The organism is Ruegeria sp. YTSA064 (genome assembly GCF_059610325.1).
Genome location: NZ_JBXWNK010000003.1, coordinates 51,590 through 67,195 on the forward strand (window position 1 = coordinate 51,590; position 15,606 = coordinate 67,195).

Consider the following 15,606-nt stretch of genomic DNA (forward strand, 5'->3'; position numbering starts at 1 on the left):
CCATGGCTGATCAAACAACAAACCCGATCGCCTTTGTGGCCGATGGCACCATTCCTCCGTCACCACCACCTGCGAACCAGACGGGTATTGTGAAGTGGCTGCGAGAGAATCTTTTCTCAGGCGCGACCAATACAATCCTGACTGTCCTGTCGCTGTTGTTGATCTATGTGCTTCTAAAAAACACGTTGCCATGGATCATGAATGGAGTGTGGAACGCGAATTCGCTTGCGGAATGCCGAGAGATTCTCGCCGGTAAAACAGGTGCGTGTTTCGCGGTTCTGACCGAACGCTGGCCTCAGCTTATCTACGGGTTCAAATACCCCACCGATGCGTATTGGCGGCCTAATCTGGCATTCGTACTGATGCTTGCGGCGGTTGCACCGGTCCTGTTCTTCGACCTACCGCGCAAACTACTGATCTTTACAGCCCTCTATCCCTTTATTGCCTTCTGGCTGATATGGGGTGGCACGATCTTGGTACCTTTTGTTGCCCTACTTGGCTGCGTTGCTGCGGGTGCTGTCTTTCAGAAGCTCGGGAAGAACAGTTTTGCCGCTGGATTTTTCGGGGCCATTATCGTTGCTTTGGTTGTCTGGAAGCTTGGCGGTGCTTTGATCCCAGAGGACGCGTCCGAAGGGGCATGGCTTTCAGCTGTTCCCAGCCGCGATCTAGGTGGCTTCATGCTCAACATGATGCTGGGCTTGGCCTGCGTTTCGTTGTCTGTCCCGTTAGGGATCGCACTTGCGCTGGGCCGTCAGTCGAACATGCCGCTGATCAAGTGGGTCTGCGTCATCTTCATCGAATTCATCCGTGGTGTGCCTTTGATCACACTGCTGTTTGTGGCTTCGGTGATGCTGTCGTATTTCTTCCCGCCTGACAGCACGGTCGACCTGTTCCTGCGCGTTGTGATCATGATCACCATGTTCTCTGCCGCGTATATCGCCGAGGTGATCCGCGGTGGTCTTGCAGCGCTTCCACGTGGACAGTACGAGGCAGCAGACAGTCTTGGTTTGGATTACCCGCAGGCGATGCGGCTTATCATCCTGCCGCAGGCATTGAAGATATCGATCCCCGGTATCGTGAACGTGGCCGTGGGCTTGTTCAAGGACACCACACTGGTTTCGGTCATCTCAATGTTCGATCTCGTGGGCATGATCCGGGGTCCCATCCTGGCGTCGACCGAATGGAACGGCGTCTATTGGGAGCTTCTGGGCTTTGCAGCGCTTCTGTTCTTCGTCGTCTGCTACGGCATCTCTCAATATTCCCAGTGGCTCGAGCGTCGCCTTGCCACGGATCATCATTAAGGAGTTCAACATATGTCTGAACTTGCAATTGACCGCGAAATCGACCGCACCAAGATGCAGGTGAGCGACGAGGTCGCCATCGAAATCAACAACATGAACAAGTGGTACGGGTCCTTCCACGTACTGCGCGACATCAATCTGACCGTCAATCAGGGCGAGCGGATCGTGATCGCGGGGCCGTCCGGGTCGGGTAAGTCCACCCTGATCCGCTGCTTGAACGCGCTGGAAGAGCACCAGCAAGGCACGATTGTCGTGGATGGGACGGAACTGTCGAATGACCTCAAGAACATCGACAAGATCCGGTCCGAGGTTGGCATGGTGTTCCAGCACTTCAACCTGTTCCCGCATCTGACCATTCTGGAAAACTGCACGCTGGCACCGATCTGGGTACGTAAAACGCCCAAGAAAGAAGCCGAAGAACGCGCGATGCATTTCCTGGAAAAGGTGAAGATCCCGGATCAGGCGCTGAAATATCCCGGTCAGCTATCCGGTGGTCAGCAGCAGCGTGTGGCGATTGCCCGCTCGCTGTGTATGATGCCGCGGATCATGTTGTTCGATGAACCGACATCGGCGCTGGACCCCGAGATGATCAAAGAGGTGCTCGACACCATGATCGAACTGGCCGAGGAAGGCATGACCATGCTGTGTGTGACCCACGAGATGGGTTTTGCACGTCAGGTTGCCAACCGTGTGATCTTTATGGACGCAGGCCAGATCGTGGAACAGAACGAACCGGAAGAGTTCTTCAACAACCCTCAGAGCGAGCGGACCAAACTGTTCCTAAGCCAAATTCTGGGTCATTGAACCGAGACCAGAAGATCAGAAAGGCGGGGTTACCCCGCCTTTTTTATTCCAGCAATTCGCGTGGGATTGTAAATCCAAGAACTTCACCACTTCCCCAACGAACCGAAGTCCAATCTGGTGCTTCAAAGTGGATAACAGTCGTTGCGCCAGTCGGATAATCGTAGAATCGCGGATGGTTCGGGGCTTGGCGTACTAATCGATCTGCAAACTCTGCAATACCGGGATTATGGCCTAGCATGAGCACGGTCTTTGCCGAAGCCGACAAAAGCGCCTCAAACATTTGATCGGGCCCGGCAAGGTAGAGGCCGGGGGTAAAGGACAGCTTTGATGCGCTTAGCCCCAACCGGTTCCATGTCTCCCGCGTGCGTTGTGCTGTTGAGCTGAGGACTTCATCTGGTAACCAACCATTGCTTTGTAACCAGCGGCCGATCGCAGGAGCCGACCTTCGTCCGCGTTTGTTTAGTGGCCGGTAGTGATCTTGGGCAAACGGATCTTGCCAACTGGATTTCGCATGGCGGGTCAGAATCAGAGTTCGGGTCATGATCGAAAAAAGGCGTTCATGTGATGCGCCGACTGTTCGGGTTGACGCTCGGCACCTGCGCTGACAGGGCAGGCGCGCCGCGCGATACACCCATCGTTCAGGCAGTCTTGTCCAGCTTCAGTACCCAGATATCCTTTGCAGGCGGCCACATCGTAGAAGCTGTGCGTATTCAGCGCTTCTACCGGACAGGTGGTCGCGCAAGGGGCGGGGCATTCAACACATGGAGATTCCTGTAAGTTGTGCGGGATCGTAAATTCCCCAGTGAAATGCAAAGCACCACGGAATGAAATCATCATTCCCACAGTATCGTGCACCAGTGCCCCTACCGGGCTGCTGAACGTGCGCCCGGAGTTTAGTGCCCAATCAATGAATGGCGCGTAAGGTGGGCCGCCAAACGGATAGTGTGCTGCGGCTGACAGGTCCTGTGCCAGTTCACCAATAACTCGCTTTGACCACCGGTCTACAGGATCGGGTTGACCATCCCTCCACTCAGGCGATGCAGCCAGAGTGGGCCAGAACGCTCCTGCCGTCCCCAGCAGGATCAATGTCCCACCGTCCAGTTGTTTGGCTCCCGACACGCGCGGATGTTGTGCACCCATAACTATCAGCCCAACCTGAGTGGCTGCTCGTTCGACATTGGCGTAGGTCATCGACGGCGAAAGGGCAGAACCAGGCTCCATCCCAGTTTTGTTGGTCGATCGTCCTGCCATTCCAATCCCACGCTCATTTGTTCGTGCCCGTCCCGAGGTTGTGCAATGTAAGTCCCCAGCATTCGGTCCCAAATAGACAGTGCAAAGCCATAATTGCTGTCATGTTCTGTTCGGAACACCGAATGATGTACGCGATGCATATCGGGTGTCACAAGAACCCTACGTACCACAGCGTCAACAGCAAGGGGGAGCTTCAAGTTTGAATGATTGAACAACGCTGTGCCATTAAGAAGGATCTCAAACAGGATCACAGCCAGGGCGCTGGAGCCGAGCAGATAGATTAGCCCGATTTTCAGGATCATGGACAACGCGATTTCAACAGGGTGAAAGCGGACTGCAGTAGTGACGTCCATGTCTCGGTCGGCGTGATGCACACGATGTAGCCGCCAAAGGATTGGCACCTTGTGGGTAATCAGATGCTGTAGCCAGATTGCAAAGTCCAGAATCAGCAAACACAGAATAAGCTCAACCCACCCTGGCCAAGCGAGCCAATTAAAAACGCCCAATCCATTTTTCCCAGCATCAATGGCAGCGCCAACTGCCAATAAGGGCAACCCAATCGCCATAGTCCTGAGCATCAGTGTGTTCAAAACAGTGATTGATAGATTGGTTAGCCACCGATTTTTTCGCGGACAAGTTCGTAAGCGTTTTGGCGCAATTGTCTCTGCCGCCGCAAACACAACAAACAGGATCAAAAACACGCTTAGGCGAAATAGGGGCTCGTTCTCCATACATTCACAATCGAGCATGTTAATGCCCGGTGCAAGATGTCGAAGATCACTATGGCGTTAATCCGGTCGGATCAGGGATCCGGCACCGTGTTCCGTAAACAGTTCGAGCAACACCGCATTTGGCGCGCGCCCGTCCAGTATTACCACTGCCCGAACACCGCTATGCAGCGCGTCCAACGCGGTTTCTGTTTTGGGGATCATTCCACCCGCGATAGTGCCTTCCAGCGTCATCTCACGGATCTGACCGGCTTTCAGTTCGGTCACGACCTCTCCGGCGGCATTCTTGACGCCCGAAACATCGGTAAGCAGCAGAAGGCGATCTGCCTTAAGTGCCGAGGCAATCGCGCCAGCCGCGGTGTCGCCGTTGACGTTGAACGTTTCACCATTCTGGCCCGCACCAAGCGGGGCAATCACGGGGATCACGTCATGTGAGAACAGGTCATGCAGAACCTTTGGGTTCATCTTGGACGGTGAGCCCACAAATCCCAGCGATGGATCGGTCTGATCGCAAACCATCAGGTTTGCATCCTTGCCCGACAAACCCACAGCCGAGCCGCCCTGACCGTTGATCGCCTGTACGATACGCTTGTTTACAAGGCCGGACAGAACCATCTCGACCACCTCAACAGTGGCTTTGTCAGTCACACGCTTGCCGCCGACAAATTCGGACTGAATGTCTAGCTTGCCCAGCATGGCGTTGATCATAGGACCGCCGCCATGCACTACGACGGGGTTTACACCGACTTGCCGCATCAGAACAACGTCGCGCGCAAAGCTTTCCATCGCCTCGTCGCTGCCCATGGCGTGCCCACCCAGCTTGATAACAACGATGGCCCCGTCATAGCGCTGCAGGTAGGGCAGGGCGCTGTTCAAGGTGGCTGCGGTGGCGATCCAATCCCGATTCATATCTCTTGTCTTCATGGCTGAGGTCCCTCTGGGCACCCGTGTTAGGGTCTTTGCGCGGTGCTGCCAAGAGCCAAGCTATTCCAGATGCGCGATGATCGAGCGCAGGGTGGGAATTCCGTCGCCTTTTTCGGATGATGTTAACACGATCTCGGGGAAGGCTGCGGGGTGTTTGGCAAGCGCGCTGCGTACTTGCTGCAGCACCTTCTCGCGGTCGTTGGCTTTTACCTTGTCGGCTTTGGTCAGAACGCATTGAAACGTGACAGCGCTGGTGTCCAGCAGCTTCATAATCTCTGCGTCGACCGGCTTTACCCCGTGGCGCGAGTCGATCAGCACAAAGGCGCGGCGCAGGGTTTGACGGCCGCTGAGATATTTTTTCAGCAACCGCTGCCACTTTTCGACGACCTTGACCGGCGCATTGGCGTAACCATATCCCGGCAGGTCAACCAAATAGAGCTCAGGTCCTTGAGTGAAAAAGTTGATCTCTTGTGTGCGGCCCGGCGTGTTTGATGCACGTGCCAGCCCTTTGGTCCCAGTCAGCGCGTTGATTAAGCTGGACTTGCCCACGTTTGAACGCCCTGCGAAGCAGACTTCCAGCCGGTCAGGTGCGGGCAGGCCGTCCATGGCGACCACGCCTTTGACGAACTCGGATGGTCCGGCAAACAGTTTGCGCCCGGTTTCTGTTGCGAATGCGTCAGGGGATTCGACCAATGGAAAACGAAGAGCGGTCACAGTACCTGTACCTCGTCGCCGGGGCGGATGCTGCCGCCTTGCAGAACCTCAGCGTAGACCCCGAAATCCTGATGATTCCAATTGCCGAGCGCACCCAGCGTATCGGCATCGCGTTCACCCGTCTCGGGGTTGGCCGTCGTGGCCAAACAACGCGTTATGCGTTCACGGATGTGAAAGATCACCTCGCCAATTCGTATATTGCGGCCCAGCCAGTCGAATTCCTCCCACAGTGGCAGGCCATCGAACCAGATGTTGCCACGCCAACGTGCAATCGAAAGATCACGGCCCAATTTCTGCTCGACCGCACGGTGCGAGGCCATATTGCACAGGCTGATCGATGGGAAATCGCTATCGGTCATCCCGCGACCGGGAACGCGGATGATGCGGGCCGAGGCGGCCCGGTCTGTCGGCATCAGTGGCCTCACCCAGTGCAGAAATTTGTCTTGTTGCGTGTCGGGCTCAAAACTCAGATCGGGGCGGTTGGGATGGCGCAGCGTGACCGTGTCACCCTGTAGATGCGCTGAGATTGCCATCAACTGAGGAGCCTTCGCGCCGCGGCTGAAATTGTTGCAGGGTACCCATTCCGACCCATCCGCTTTGGACGCCTCATGCGCAACCGCCCAAATACGATCCCCGGGCATGGTCTGCCCGGGGGTCATGGTGATGTGATCAAGGCTTTCGCGCCCGTGACTTTTTATCGGGTGCCGCCACAAAGCGGTTACTGTTCCGCTCATTTGTCATCCGTCTTTGGGGTGCGCTTGAAGCCAGACTTGATGTTTCCGAATACGTCAGGTTTGTAGCCTTGACTGCGCATGATCAGATACTGCTGGGTGAATGTGATCGTGTTGTTCGCGATCCAGTACACCACCAGCCCGCTGGCAAAGCTGCCCAGCATGAACATGAACACCCAAGGCATCCAGGCAAAGATCATCGCCTGCGTCGCATCGGTTGGTGCCGGGTTCAGCTTTTGCTGCAGCCACATCGAGATACCCAGCAACAGCGGCAGGATGCCGATGAAGATCAGCGCCATGAACGTTTCCGGTTGTGGGCCAGCCCAGGGCAACAGGCCGAACAGGTTCATGATGGAGGTCGGATCCGGCGCGCTGAGGTCCTGGAACGGGCCAAACCAGGGGGCTTGGCGCAGTTCGATGGTGACGAAGATCACCTTGTATAGCGAGAAGAAGATCGGAATCTGCATCAGGATTGGTAAACAGCCAGCGGCCGGGTTTACCTTTTCCTTCTTGTAAAGCTCCATCATGCCTTGCTGCATCTTCTGGCGGTCGTCTCCTGCGGCTTCTTTCAACGCCTCCATCTGCGGCTGCAGTTCCTTCATTTTCGCCATCGAGACGTAGGATTTGAAGGCCAGCGGGAAGAGGATTGCCTTAATGATCAAGGTCAGGCCGATGATGGACCAGCCCATATTGCCGATCAGAGCATTGATATTGTGCAGCAGCCAGAAGATCGGCTTGGTCAGAAAGAAGAACCAGCCCCAGTCGATGCTGTCGATGAATTTCTGCACGCCTTCAGCCTGATATTCACGAATGGCTTCCCATTCCTTGGCACCGGCGAACAGGCGGGTCGTGACCTCGGCGGTTTCACCTGGGGCGACAGTCAGTGTCGACAGGACCGTCTCGGTCTGATAAATTTTGCGGCGCGAGTCGTATTTGGCGGCTGCTTTGAAAGCTGACCCGGGTTCGGGGATCAGTGTAGTCATCCAGTAATGGTCGGTAAATCCGATCCAACCATCTTCCTTGACCTGATAGACCTCGGCCTGGGCCCTTTCATTCGGGTTGATATCGAAATCGCGGACATCGCCATAATCGACCTCGGACAGTGTGCCATCCGACATGCCAATCACGCCTTCATGCAAGATGAAGAAATTCTTCAGGCCCGGAAGATCGCCATCTTCGCCAATACCGTGCCGGGCGAGAATGCCATAAGGGGCCATGCCCACCTCGGACTGGGTCGAGTTTTCGACCGATTGGGTCACGGTGAACATGTAGTCCTGATCGACCGAGATGATCCGGCGGAAGGTCAGGCCATTGCCGTTGTCCCAGGCAAGCGTGATGGGGCTGTCGACACCCAGTTTCTCTCCCTGCTCCAATGTCCATAGTGTATTGGGGCCGGGAACGTCCGCACCTGCCAGGCCCGCGCCTGGGGCCCAGCCATAAATGGCGTAATATGCTGATTCCGACCCGACCGGAGACAGCAATTCGACAATGGGCGCTCCTTCTTCGATCGAAACCTTGTAGTCTTTCAAGAACAGCTCATCGATCCGCCCGCCCGACAGGGACAGGCTGCCCTCCAGGCGGGGCGTGTCGATTTGCACCCGAGGGGCTTGTTCCTCTGGCAGAGTCTCTTCGGTGGTTGCGGTTGCTTCACCAACAGTGCTGGTGGCACTGGGTGTCTGCACCTCGTCCCCTTCAAGGGCGGTAATTTCAGCCTCTTCCTGTGTCACCGATGGTTCGGGCGGTGGAAACAAGACGAACCAGACAAGGATCACCAAAAAGCTGAGCGCGGTTGCAAGGATGAGGTTCTTATTCTGATCGTCCATCGGGGACAGCCACCTTGAGCAGTGAAACACACCCGGTGGGTTCAACAGAGTGCAGCCCCAAAGGTCAAGCGGAATCGCCTCATAAATCGCCGCAGTAACGGATTTGGCGCAATGAAATGACCGATTTCATCCCATTTTGCCGCCGATCCTGGGCGCGCCTTTAAGCTGATTACGATGGGCAGTGATCCATTGCATCGTCTGTTCGAACGGCATCGGTTTGGCAATCCCGAACCCCTGCACGTGATTGCTGCCCAACTGTGCCATCAATGCGTGTTCACCCGGGGTTTCGACACCTTCCGCAAGAGTCTCAAGATTCAACCTTTCAGCCATCGTCAGAATCGCGCTGACAAGCTGCTGCTGACTGGGATCCTGGTCGGATTTTGCCACAAAGGTCCGGTCGATCTTGATGCGCGAAACGTCAAATCGTTTGATTGACGCGATCGAGGCATGACCGGTTCCAAAATCATCCAGATCGATACAACACCCAAGAGCCGCCATGCCTGTCACGTTTCTCGTTATCACGTCATCGGGTCGGCGCGAGAACACGGTTTCCAGAATCTCGACCGCCAATCTGTCTGGTGTCAGTTCAAACTGGTCCAGTTCCCACTTCAATCGATCAATCAGGTTGGGATTGCGAAGTTCATCAGACGAGAAATTGATACCTATCCGAGGAATGATAGCATCGGCGCTATCCCAAGTGCGCAAGGCCTCGAAGGCGTGGTGGCGCATGACCTGACCCAACCGCTCCATCAGTTCGGCTTGTTCTGCGAAGGGCAAGAATACCTGAGGGCCAAGCACACCTTTGCCAGGATGCTCCCACCGTGCCAGCGCTTCGAACCCGGTTATGTTGCCAGTTTCAGTTGACACTTGAGGCTGGAACCAGGGCCGGATTTCCCCATTGTCCAATGCAGCCTCGAACTCTTTGCGCAAGTTGGCTCGAACCAGAGATCGCCGGCGGGTTCCCTTTGAATAGGCGCGGATTGTTGAAGGCCCGTTTCTCTGGGCCTCGGCAAGGGCAGCCGTGGCGGCCCCTATCCATTCATCAGCTTCAGCCTGGTGCAGATCCGACAGCAGACAAAACCCGATCGAGCAGGACTGATACACGCCAACTCCGTTTAACAAGAGCGGTTCTTCGACGGCGCTTTGCAGGCGGCCTGACATTTGAATGCAGGCTTCGAGATCCAGATGCGGTGAGGGATTAAGACCAATCAAAAACCGATTCTGGTCAATCTGGCAAAAGATGTCCTGATTGCGAATGATCGAAAGAACGCGATCGCGGAATTGTTGTTTCGCATGATCGGCTGCGGCCTGCCCGTGCAGATCCAGAAGGTCGGCAAAATCGTCCAGAGCTATAGCGATGCAGGCGGCATTCTCGCCTCGGCTACGCGCTGACTCATTCAAAATCTGCAGTTCGGATTGAAAAACATTATGAGTCACCAGGCCGCTGGGGCGCATTCCCGCGCTATGGGCGGTGTAGGATCGGCTGCCCCATATTCCGGTTGCGGCAAACATAAGCGGCAGGCCAAGCGCCGCCATGAAAAGGGCACGTTCACCACCCAACCAGAACGCTGCCAGACAGATGGCTGGCAAAAAGGCCAGGACCTGTGGTCCGGTCAGGATAACTCGCAACAGATCGAGATATTTATCAACAAAGAGAAATTTCCGCATCGGTTTTACGGCCTTTGGCTTGGGCAAGGATCGCGCAGGCCAACCGTAGGAAATCTATCTGAGTCACTCGTTAACGCAACTTGGGAATTTCCGCCGAATTTTCGTCGTTTTGAATCTGTCCGGTCGAAAGGTTCATAAAATCAAAAAGTTTCGGGTCAAGCAGGTGCGACGGTCTGGCATTTGTCAGCGCCCGGAACATCACCTGACGTCGCCCTGGCGCATTTTTTTCCCACTGGTCCAAAATCTGTTTGACCTGTTGACGTTGCAGCCCGTCCTGGCTGCCGCACAAATCACATGGGATGATGGGATAGTTCATCGCCTTTGCAAATTTCTCGCAATCCGCCTCGGCCACATGAGCGAGGGGGCGATAGACAAACAGATCCCCCTCTTCATTGACCAGTTTGGGCGGCATGGTCGCAAGACGGCCCCCGTGGAACAGGTTCATGAAAAAGGTCTCAAGAATATCGTCGCGGTGATGGCCCAGCACGACTGCTGAACACCCTTCTTCGCGCGCGATGCGATAGAGGTTGCCCCTCCGTAAACGCGAGCACAGAGCGCAATAGGTGCGGCCCTGGGGGACCTTATCCACCACAATCGAATAAGTATCCTGATATTCGATCCGATGCGGCACTCCCATGCGTTCGAGGAACTCGGGAAGAACAGTGGCCGGGAAACCCGGCTGACCCTGATCCAAATTGCAGGCCAGCAAATCGACAGGCAGCAGCCCGCGCCATTTTAGTTCGTGGAGCACTGCCAGAAGGGTATAGCTGTCCTTGCCGCCCGACAGACAAACCAACCACCGGGGCGTTTTTCCATCATTGGTGCGGTCCACCATCCCGTATTGATCAATGGCCTCACGCGTCTGACGCACAATGCGTTTGCGCAGTTTCTTAAACTCGGTGGTCGAGGGCGCCCCGGCAAAGAGCGGATGGATATCGTCAGCTTCGTCGAACATGGGGCGGGCCTATCGCAGTTGAGTGAACCGGGCAAGGGTGAGCGTTATTCGTCGTCGGGAACCGGATCATATCCATCGCTGCCCCATGGATGGCAGCGTCCAATGCGCCGCGCAGCCAGCCATGTGCCCTTGATGGGGCCATGTTTTTCCAGCGCCTCCAGCGCGTAGGCCGAACAGGTTGGTTGGTACCGGCAATTGAAACCAACCCATGGGCTGAAGATCAGCCGATAGGCCCGGATCGGCAGGGCGAGGATATGGGCAAACAGGGTCATTTGGCGCCATGCACTTTGCGCAGGGCAAAGCGCAGATCATCTTTCAGTGCCTCAAAGGGCCGGGCGGCAGTGACCTCGGCACGGCCGATTAGGACGTAATCCCACCCTTCGCGTCCCTGAATGGGAAGAACTGCCCGCGCGGCCTCGCGCAATCGGCGCTTGGCGCGGTTGCGGGCCACGGCGTTGCCGACTTTCTTGGAACAGGTAAATCCGACGCGAATACCCGTCGCTTCATCCGTGCCGCGTTTTCGCGCTTGCACCATCATCGAGGCGGTGCCATGCCGTTTCGCCCGCGCTGCTTTAAGAAAATCAGAGCGATTCTGCAGAACAGTCAAAATTTCATGCGCGCAAACGGACGCCGCCGGGGGCTTGACCCTCGGCTGGTTTGTACCATCCTCAGGGGCCTCCGGCGGCGTCACGTTCATAACCTGATCAGTGAGCGGTTTACGCGCTCAGCGATTTGCGGCCACGTGCGCGGCGCGCGTTCAGGATTTTGCGGCCGGCTTTGGTAGCCATGCGCGCGCGGAAACCGTGGCGGCGTTTGCGAACCAGGTTCGAAGGCTGATAGGTGCGTTTCATCGCTCCGTCTCCAATCTATAGCGGTCGGGTGCGGCGCGGATTCGCCTGGCCCTAGTGTTCGAAGCCCGTCCTCTACTGGGTCACGGGAGTTAAGTCAAACCCCTAGGTGGGGGTTTCGCCGCCTTTTGCAACAATTCTGTAACCGGCACCAGCAAAAGGTTTCAAGTCGCAGGTATTATTGCCCGAATTCGTCACATTCCGGGCCATAAACATCAACGCCGCGTGAGGTCCCTGTTGTGCGGGCCCAAGGCATCGCATGTTGGTGCCAGAATGAAACGCACCAAACCGGACACTGTAATGAGTGATACAACTCAGACCCCGCGCAGCGGACCTGCGCGTCATATCCCTTTGCTGGTGATTCTCGTAGTCGCTGCGGTGGGTTTCTTTACCTTGGGCGATTACCTGACATTTGAGACCTTGCGCGACAACCGCGAGGCGCTTTTGGCGTGGCGGGATGCCAACTATTTGGCGATGGTTGCTGCCTTTATTGGCATTTACATCGTGATCGTGGCCTTCTCATTGCCCGGAGCTGCGGTGGCATCGATGACCGGGGGCTTCCTGTTTGGTCTCTTCGCCGGGACCGTGTTCAATGTTGTTGCAGCTACGATCGGGGCCTCAGCCATCTTCCTTGCAGCGCGCTGGGGGTTGGGCGAGTCACTCACGGCGCGGCTGGAATCCTCGGAAGGGACGGTCAAGAAACTGAAAGACGGCCTGCGTGAGAATGAGATCTCGGTTCTCTTCCTGTTGCGCCTGGTGCCTGTGGTGCCGTTCTTCGTGGCCAATCTGGTGCCTGCATTGGTTGGCGTGAAATTTCGGAACTTCCTGATCACGACTGCGCTGGGCATTATCCCAGGCGGCATCGTCTATACTTGGATTGGCGTCGGGCTCGGGGGTGTATTTGACCGGGGTGAGACGCCGGATGTTTCGTTGCTGTGGGAGCCGTTTGTCATGGGGCCCATCATCGGCTTGTGTGTTCTGGCGGCGCTGCCGATTTTTATCAAATCCCTCCGTGGCCGAAAGGACACTTGATTCATGCAAGAGTTAAAGACCGATATCCTGGTGATCGGTGCCGGGTCGGGCGGATTGTCTGTGGCGGCCGGGGCCAGCCAGATGGGGGCGGATGTCGTCCTGCTGGAGGGGCACAAGATGGGCGGCGACTGCCTGAACTTTGGCTGCGTTCCCTCCAAGGCCCTGATTGCCAGCGGTAAGGCGGCACATGGGCAAGCACACGCTTCGGTCTATGGGGTCGCGGACGTGGTGCCACAGGTCGACTATGCCGCTGCAAAGGATCATGTGCATGACGTGATCGCTCAGATCGAACCGATGGACAGTCAGGTGCGTTTCGAGGGTTTTGGTGTCAAGGTAATCCGGGAATACGGTAGCTTTATATCGCCAACACAGGTTCAGGCTGGCGATCACCTGATCACAGCCCGCCGCGTTGTTGTGGCCACCGGGTCTTCGCCGCTGGTGCCACCATTGCCGGGTCTGGATCAGGTCACCTATTTTACCAATGAGACTATCTTCGACCTGCGCGACAAGCCCGCGCATCTGCTGATCATCGGTGGCGGCCCGATCGGCATGGAGATGGCGCAGGCGCATATCCGTCTGGGCTGTAAGGTCACGGTGATAGAAGGCCTAAAGGCGCTGGGCAAAGACGACCCCGAAGCCGCAACCATCGTGTTGGACAGCCTGAAGGCGGAAGGCGTCGCGATTCATGAAAACGCCATGGTAGCTCAGATCAGAGACAATGCGGGTGCCATAGAGGTCGTGACCGAGAATGGAGAGATTCACGCTGGTTCACATTTACTGCTTGCCGTTGGGCGCAAGGCCAACGTTGATCGCCTAAATCTTGAAGCTGCCGGGATTGAGCGTACTCGCACCGGTATCAAGGTCGACGACACACTGCGAACGACCAACCGCAAGGTCTATGCTATCGGAGATGTCGCAGGTGGTCTGCAATTTACCCATGTGGCAGGCTATCAGGCGGGGGTTATCATTCGCTCAGCCCTGTTCGGGTTACCGTCAAAGGCGAAGACAGCACATATCCCCTGGGCGACATATACCGACCCGGAACTGGCACAGGTGGGGCTCAGCGAAGCGCAAGCGCGTGCCCAACACGGAGACGCTGTGGAAATTGCCCGTTTCGATTATCACCATAATGACCGGGCGATTTCCGAACGGAAAACGAAAGGCTTTATCAAGGTGATGGTAGTTAAAAGTCGCCCCGTCGGTGCAACAATCGTAGGGCACCAAGCCGGTGAACTGATCAACTTGTGGTCCCTGGCACTCGCAAATAACCTAAAGATGGGGCAGATCGCTGCCATGGTCTCGCCCTATCCGACGATTGGAGAGCTTAACAAACGGGTGGCGGGTGCCTATTTCACGCCAAGGCTGTTTGAGAATCAAACGGTTAAGAAAGTGGTCAGATTCGTCCAGCGCTGGATTCCCTGACCTAAGGAGGAGCGCAAAGTGAACTCGCTGTCGGGCCGATTTCTGATCCTGACGACGGTCTTCGTGATGTTGGCCGAAGTTCTGATCTTTGTGCCATCGATCGCGCGCTTTCGTGAAGATTTCCTGCTGAACCGGCTCGAGCGTGCCCAGATCGCTTCGCTGGCGTTGCTGGCTGATGATATGCTGGCCGACGAGCTTGAGGCAGAACTGCTGGTCAATGCGGGCGTTTACAACGTCGTGCTGCGCCGCGACGAAGTGCGCCAGCTCATGCTGTCTTCACCCATCCCGGATCGGATCTCCAAAACCTTCGATCTGCGCGATGCCAGCGCCTGGGTGCTGATCCGCGACGCGACTCTGCGGCTGTTTACGCCCGAAAACGAGGTCATTCGCGTTCTAGGCGCGCCAGTTAAGGATGCTGGCCTGCTGATAGAAGTAACAATGGATAGCGACCCGTTACGAATGGCGATGACGGATTACGGGCTTCGCATTTTGGGCCTGTCCTTTGTGATTTCTATCATTACCGCCTCATTCCTGTTTCTTGCCGTGCGCGTGGTTCTGGTACGCCCGATCAAAAGTGTGGTCGGCTATATGCAACGCTACGCGAGCGCACCCGAGGACGCGCGCGGAATTATCTCACCCAATTCCAAGGTGACGGAACTGCGCGAAGCCGAAGAGGCATTGCAGATGCTTCAAACTGATCTGACACAAGCCTTGAAGCAACGCGAACGCCTGGCGCAATTGGGAGGTGCGGTGGCTAAGGTTAGTCATGATTTGCGCAACATTCTGACTTCGGCCCAGCTGTTTACCGACCGGATTGAGGCGAGTAATGACCCGCTGGTGGCTCGTATGGCGCCAAAACTTGTCAATTCGATCACCCGCGCCGTCTCATTATGCGAAAGCACACTGGCCTTTGGTCGCGCGGAGGAGCCCGCTCCGACACTGACCATGTTACGCCTGCGTGAGATTGCCGAGGATGTTGCCACCAGCGAGAGGCTGGCGCTGGCGAATGCCTGTGTCGAGATCGTGAATGAAGTGCCCGAAGATCTTGTTGTCCGTGCTGACCCCGAGCAGATTTTCAGGGTCATTTTGAACCTCGTACGCAATGCACGACAGGCGCTGTCTACTTCTGGAAAACCGGGCCGCATTTCTGTAAACGCCTCCGAGCAGGAAAAGGATTGGTGTATCGAAATCAGCGATACGGGCCCTGGTCTTCCGCCAAAGGCCCAAGAGAATCTGTTTACACCCTTTCAGGGGGGGGTGCGTAAAGGCGGCTCGGGTTTAGGATTGGCCATCTCACAAGAGTTGGTGCGTGGACATGGCGGGGAGTTGTTTCTGAAAACCACCGGACCCGAGGGAACAACCTTTGAAATAAGGCTCCCACGTGGTGATATGACTTTTTGAAGTT

General features: G+C 56.2%; 17 protein-coding genes. 5 read left to right on the forward strand and 12 right to left on the reverse strand.

The features are described from left to right. The first annotated feature begins 2 nt into the window (after positions 1 to 2). Both AC2FI7_RS05095 and AC2FI7_RS05100 read left to right on the forward strand, forming a co-directional pair. On the forward strand, positions 3 to 1,301 hold the full coding sequence (locus AC2FI7_RS05095) for an amino acid ABC transporter permease (RefSeq protein ID WP_010437139.1): 1,299 nt from the start codon (positions 3 to 5) through the stop codon (positions 1,299 to 1,301). Positions 1,302 to 1,313: 12 nt separating this feature from the next. After that, a complete protein-coding gene (locus AC2FI7_RS05100; RefSeq protein WP_029621560.1) occupies positions 1,314 to 2,105 on the forward strand; it encodes an amino acid ABC transporter ATP-binding protein in 792 nt (263 codons plus the stop codon). Between the two features lie 43 nt (positions 2,106 to 2,148). Here the strand turns inward: AC2FI7_RS05100 and AC2FI7_RS05105 are convergent, their stop codons facing one another. The 12 genes from AC2FI7_RS05105 to rpmH all read right to left on the reverse strand — a co-directional run bounded on the left by AC2FI7_RS05105 (position 2,149) and on the right by rpmH (position 11,750). Beyond that, a complete protein-coding gene (locus AC2FI7_RS05105; RefSeq protein ID WP_010437143.1) occupies positions 2,149 to 2,646 on the reverse strand; it encodes a SixA phosphatase family protein in 498 nt (165 codons plus the stop codon). After that, positions 2,643 to 3,296: a ferredoxin gene (locus AC2FI7_RS05110; RefSeq protein WP_120981193.1), complete on the reverse strand. Its 654-nt coding sequence runs from the start codon at positions 3,294 to 3,296 to the stop codon at positions 2,643 to 2,645. The genes AC2FI7_RS05105 and AC2FI7_RS05110 overlap by 4 nt, the downstream gene beginning before the upstream one ends. Continuing rightward, positions 3,293 to 4,087, reverse strand: a complete 795-nt coding sequence (locus AC2FI7_RS05115) for a sterol desaturase family protein (protein ID WP_496815931.1) — start codon at positions 4,085 to 4,087, stop codon at positions 3,293 to 3,295. Before AC2FI7_RS05115 ends, AC2FI7_RS05110 begins: the two co-directional genes overlap by 4 nt. A 57-nt stretch (positions 4,088 to 4,144) precedes the next feature. Continuing rightward, positions 4,145 to 5,008 (reverse strand): acetylglutamate kinase, encoded by an 864-nt coding sequence (gene argB, locus AC2FI7_RS05120; protein ID WP_029621561.1) that lies wholly within the window; start codon positions 5,006 to 5,008, stop codon positions 4,145 to 4,147. Between the two features lie 60 nt (positions 5,009 to 5,068). Further along, positions 5,069 to 5,722 carry a ribosome biogenesis GTP-binding protein YihA/YsxC gene (gene yihA / locus AC2FI7_RS05125; protein WP_496815933.1) on the reverse strand — a complete coding sequence of 218 codons (654 nt, stop codon included), beginning with the start codon at positions 5,720 to 5,722 and terminating at the stop codon, positions 5,069 to 5,071. Beyond that, the gene (locus tag AC2FI7_RS05130) at positions 5,719 to 6,456 is read right to left on the reverse strand and encodes an MOSC domain-containing protein (protein WP_010437158.1); all 738 of its coding nucleotides are present in this window, start codon (positions 6,454 to 6,456) and stop codon (positions 5,719 to 5,721) included. Before AC2FI7_RS05130 ends, yihA begins: the two co-directional genes overlap by 4 nt. Beyond that, positions 6,453 to 8,276 (reverse strand): membrane protein insertase YidC, encoded by a 1,824-nt coding sequence (gene yidC, locus AC2FI7_RS05135; RefSeq protein ID WP_010437161.1) that lies wholly within the window; start codon positions 8,274 to 8,276, stop codon positions 6,453 to 6,455. Before yidC ends, AC2FI7_RS05130 begins: the two co-directional genes overlap by 4 nt. A 126-nt stretch (positions 8,277 to 8,402) precedes the next feature. Further along, positions 8,403 to 9,944, reverse strand: a complete 1,542-nt coding sequence (locus AC2FI7_RS05140; protein WP_496815936.1) for an EAL domain-containing protein — start codon at positions 9,942 to 9,944, stop codon at positions 8,403 to 8,405. 70 nt (positions 9,945 to 10,014) lie between these two features. Continuing rightward, complete coding sequence (ttcA, locus tag AC2FI7_RS05145) at positions 10,015 to 10,899, reverse strand: tRNA 2-thiocytidine(32) synthetase TtcA (RefSeq protein WP_010437165.1); 885 nt, start codon at positions 10,897 to 10,899, stop codon at positions 10,015 to 10,017. A 44-nt stretch (positions 10,900 to 10,943) separates the two neighbouring features. Further along, positions 10,944 to 11,171, reverse strand: coding sequence for a membrane protein insertion efficiency factor YidD (yidD, locus tag AC2FI7_RS05150; protein ID WP_010437166.1), 228 nt, complete (start codon positions 11,169 to 11,171; stop codon positions 10,944 to 10,946). Next, positions 11,168 to 11,590 (reverse strand): ribonuclease P protein component, encoded by a 423-nt coding sequence (gene rnpA, locus AC2FI7_RS05155; RefSeq protein ID WP_029621564.1) that lies wholly within the window; start codon positions 11,588 to 11,590, stop codon positions 11,168 to 11,170. Before rnpA ends, yidD begins: the two co-directional genes overlap by 4 nt. Before the next feature lie 25 nt (positions 11,591 to 11,615). Continuing rightward, positions 11,616 to 11,750: a 50S ribosomal protein L34 gene (gene rpmH, locus AC2FI7_RS05160; RefSeq protein WP_005980833.1), complete on the reverse strand. Its 135-nt coding sequence runs from the start codon at positions 11,748 to 11,750 to the stop codon at positions 11,616 to 11,618. 297 nt (positions 11,751 to 12,047) lie between these two features. On the opposite strand from rpmH, the gene AC2FI7_RS05165 reads away from it, so the two are divergent. The 3 genes from AC2FI7_RS05165 to AC2FI7_RS05175 are packed head-to-tail and all read left to right on the forward strand — an operon-like array spanning position 12,048 to position 15,602. Next, positions 12,048 to 12,779 carry a TVP38/TMEM64 family protein gene (locus AC2FI7_RS05165; RefSeq protein ID WP_010437178.1) on the forward strand — a complete coding sequence of 244 codons (732 nt, stop codon included), beginning with the start codon at positions 12,048 to 12,050 and terminating at the stop codon, positions 12,777 to 12,779. Positions 12,780 to 12,782: 3 nt separating this feature from the next. Next, positions 12,783 to 14,201: a dihydrolipoyl dehydrogenase family protein gene (locus tag AC2FI7_RS05170; protein WP_010437181.1), complete on the forward strand. Its 1,419-nt coding sequence runs from the start codon at positions 12,783 to 12,785 to the stop codon at positions 14,199 to 14,201. Positions 14,202 to 14,219: 18 nt separating this feature from the next. After that, entirely contained in the window at positions 14,220 to 15,602 is a 1,383-nt protein-coding gene (locus AC2FI7_RS05175) for a sensor histidine kinase (protein WP_010437184.1), read from the forward strand. Positions 15,603 to 15,606: the final 4 nt, after the last annotated feature.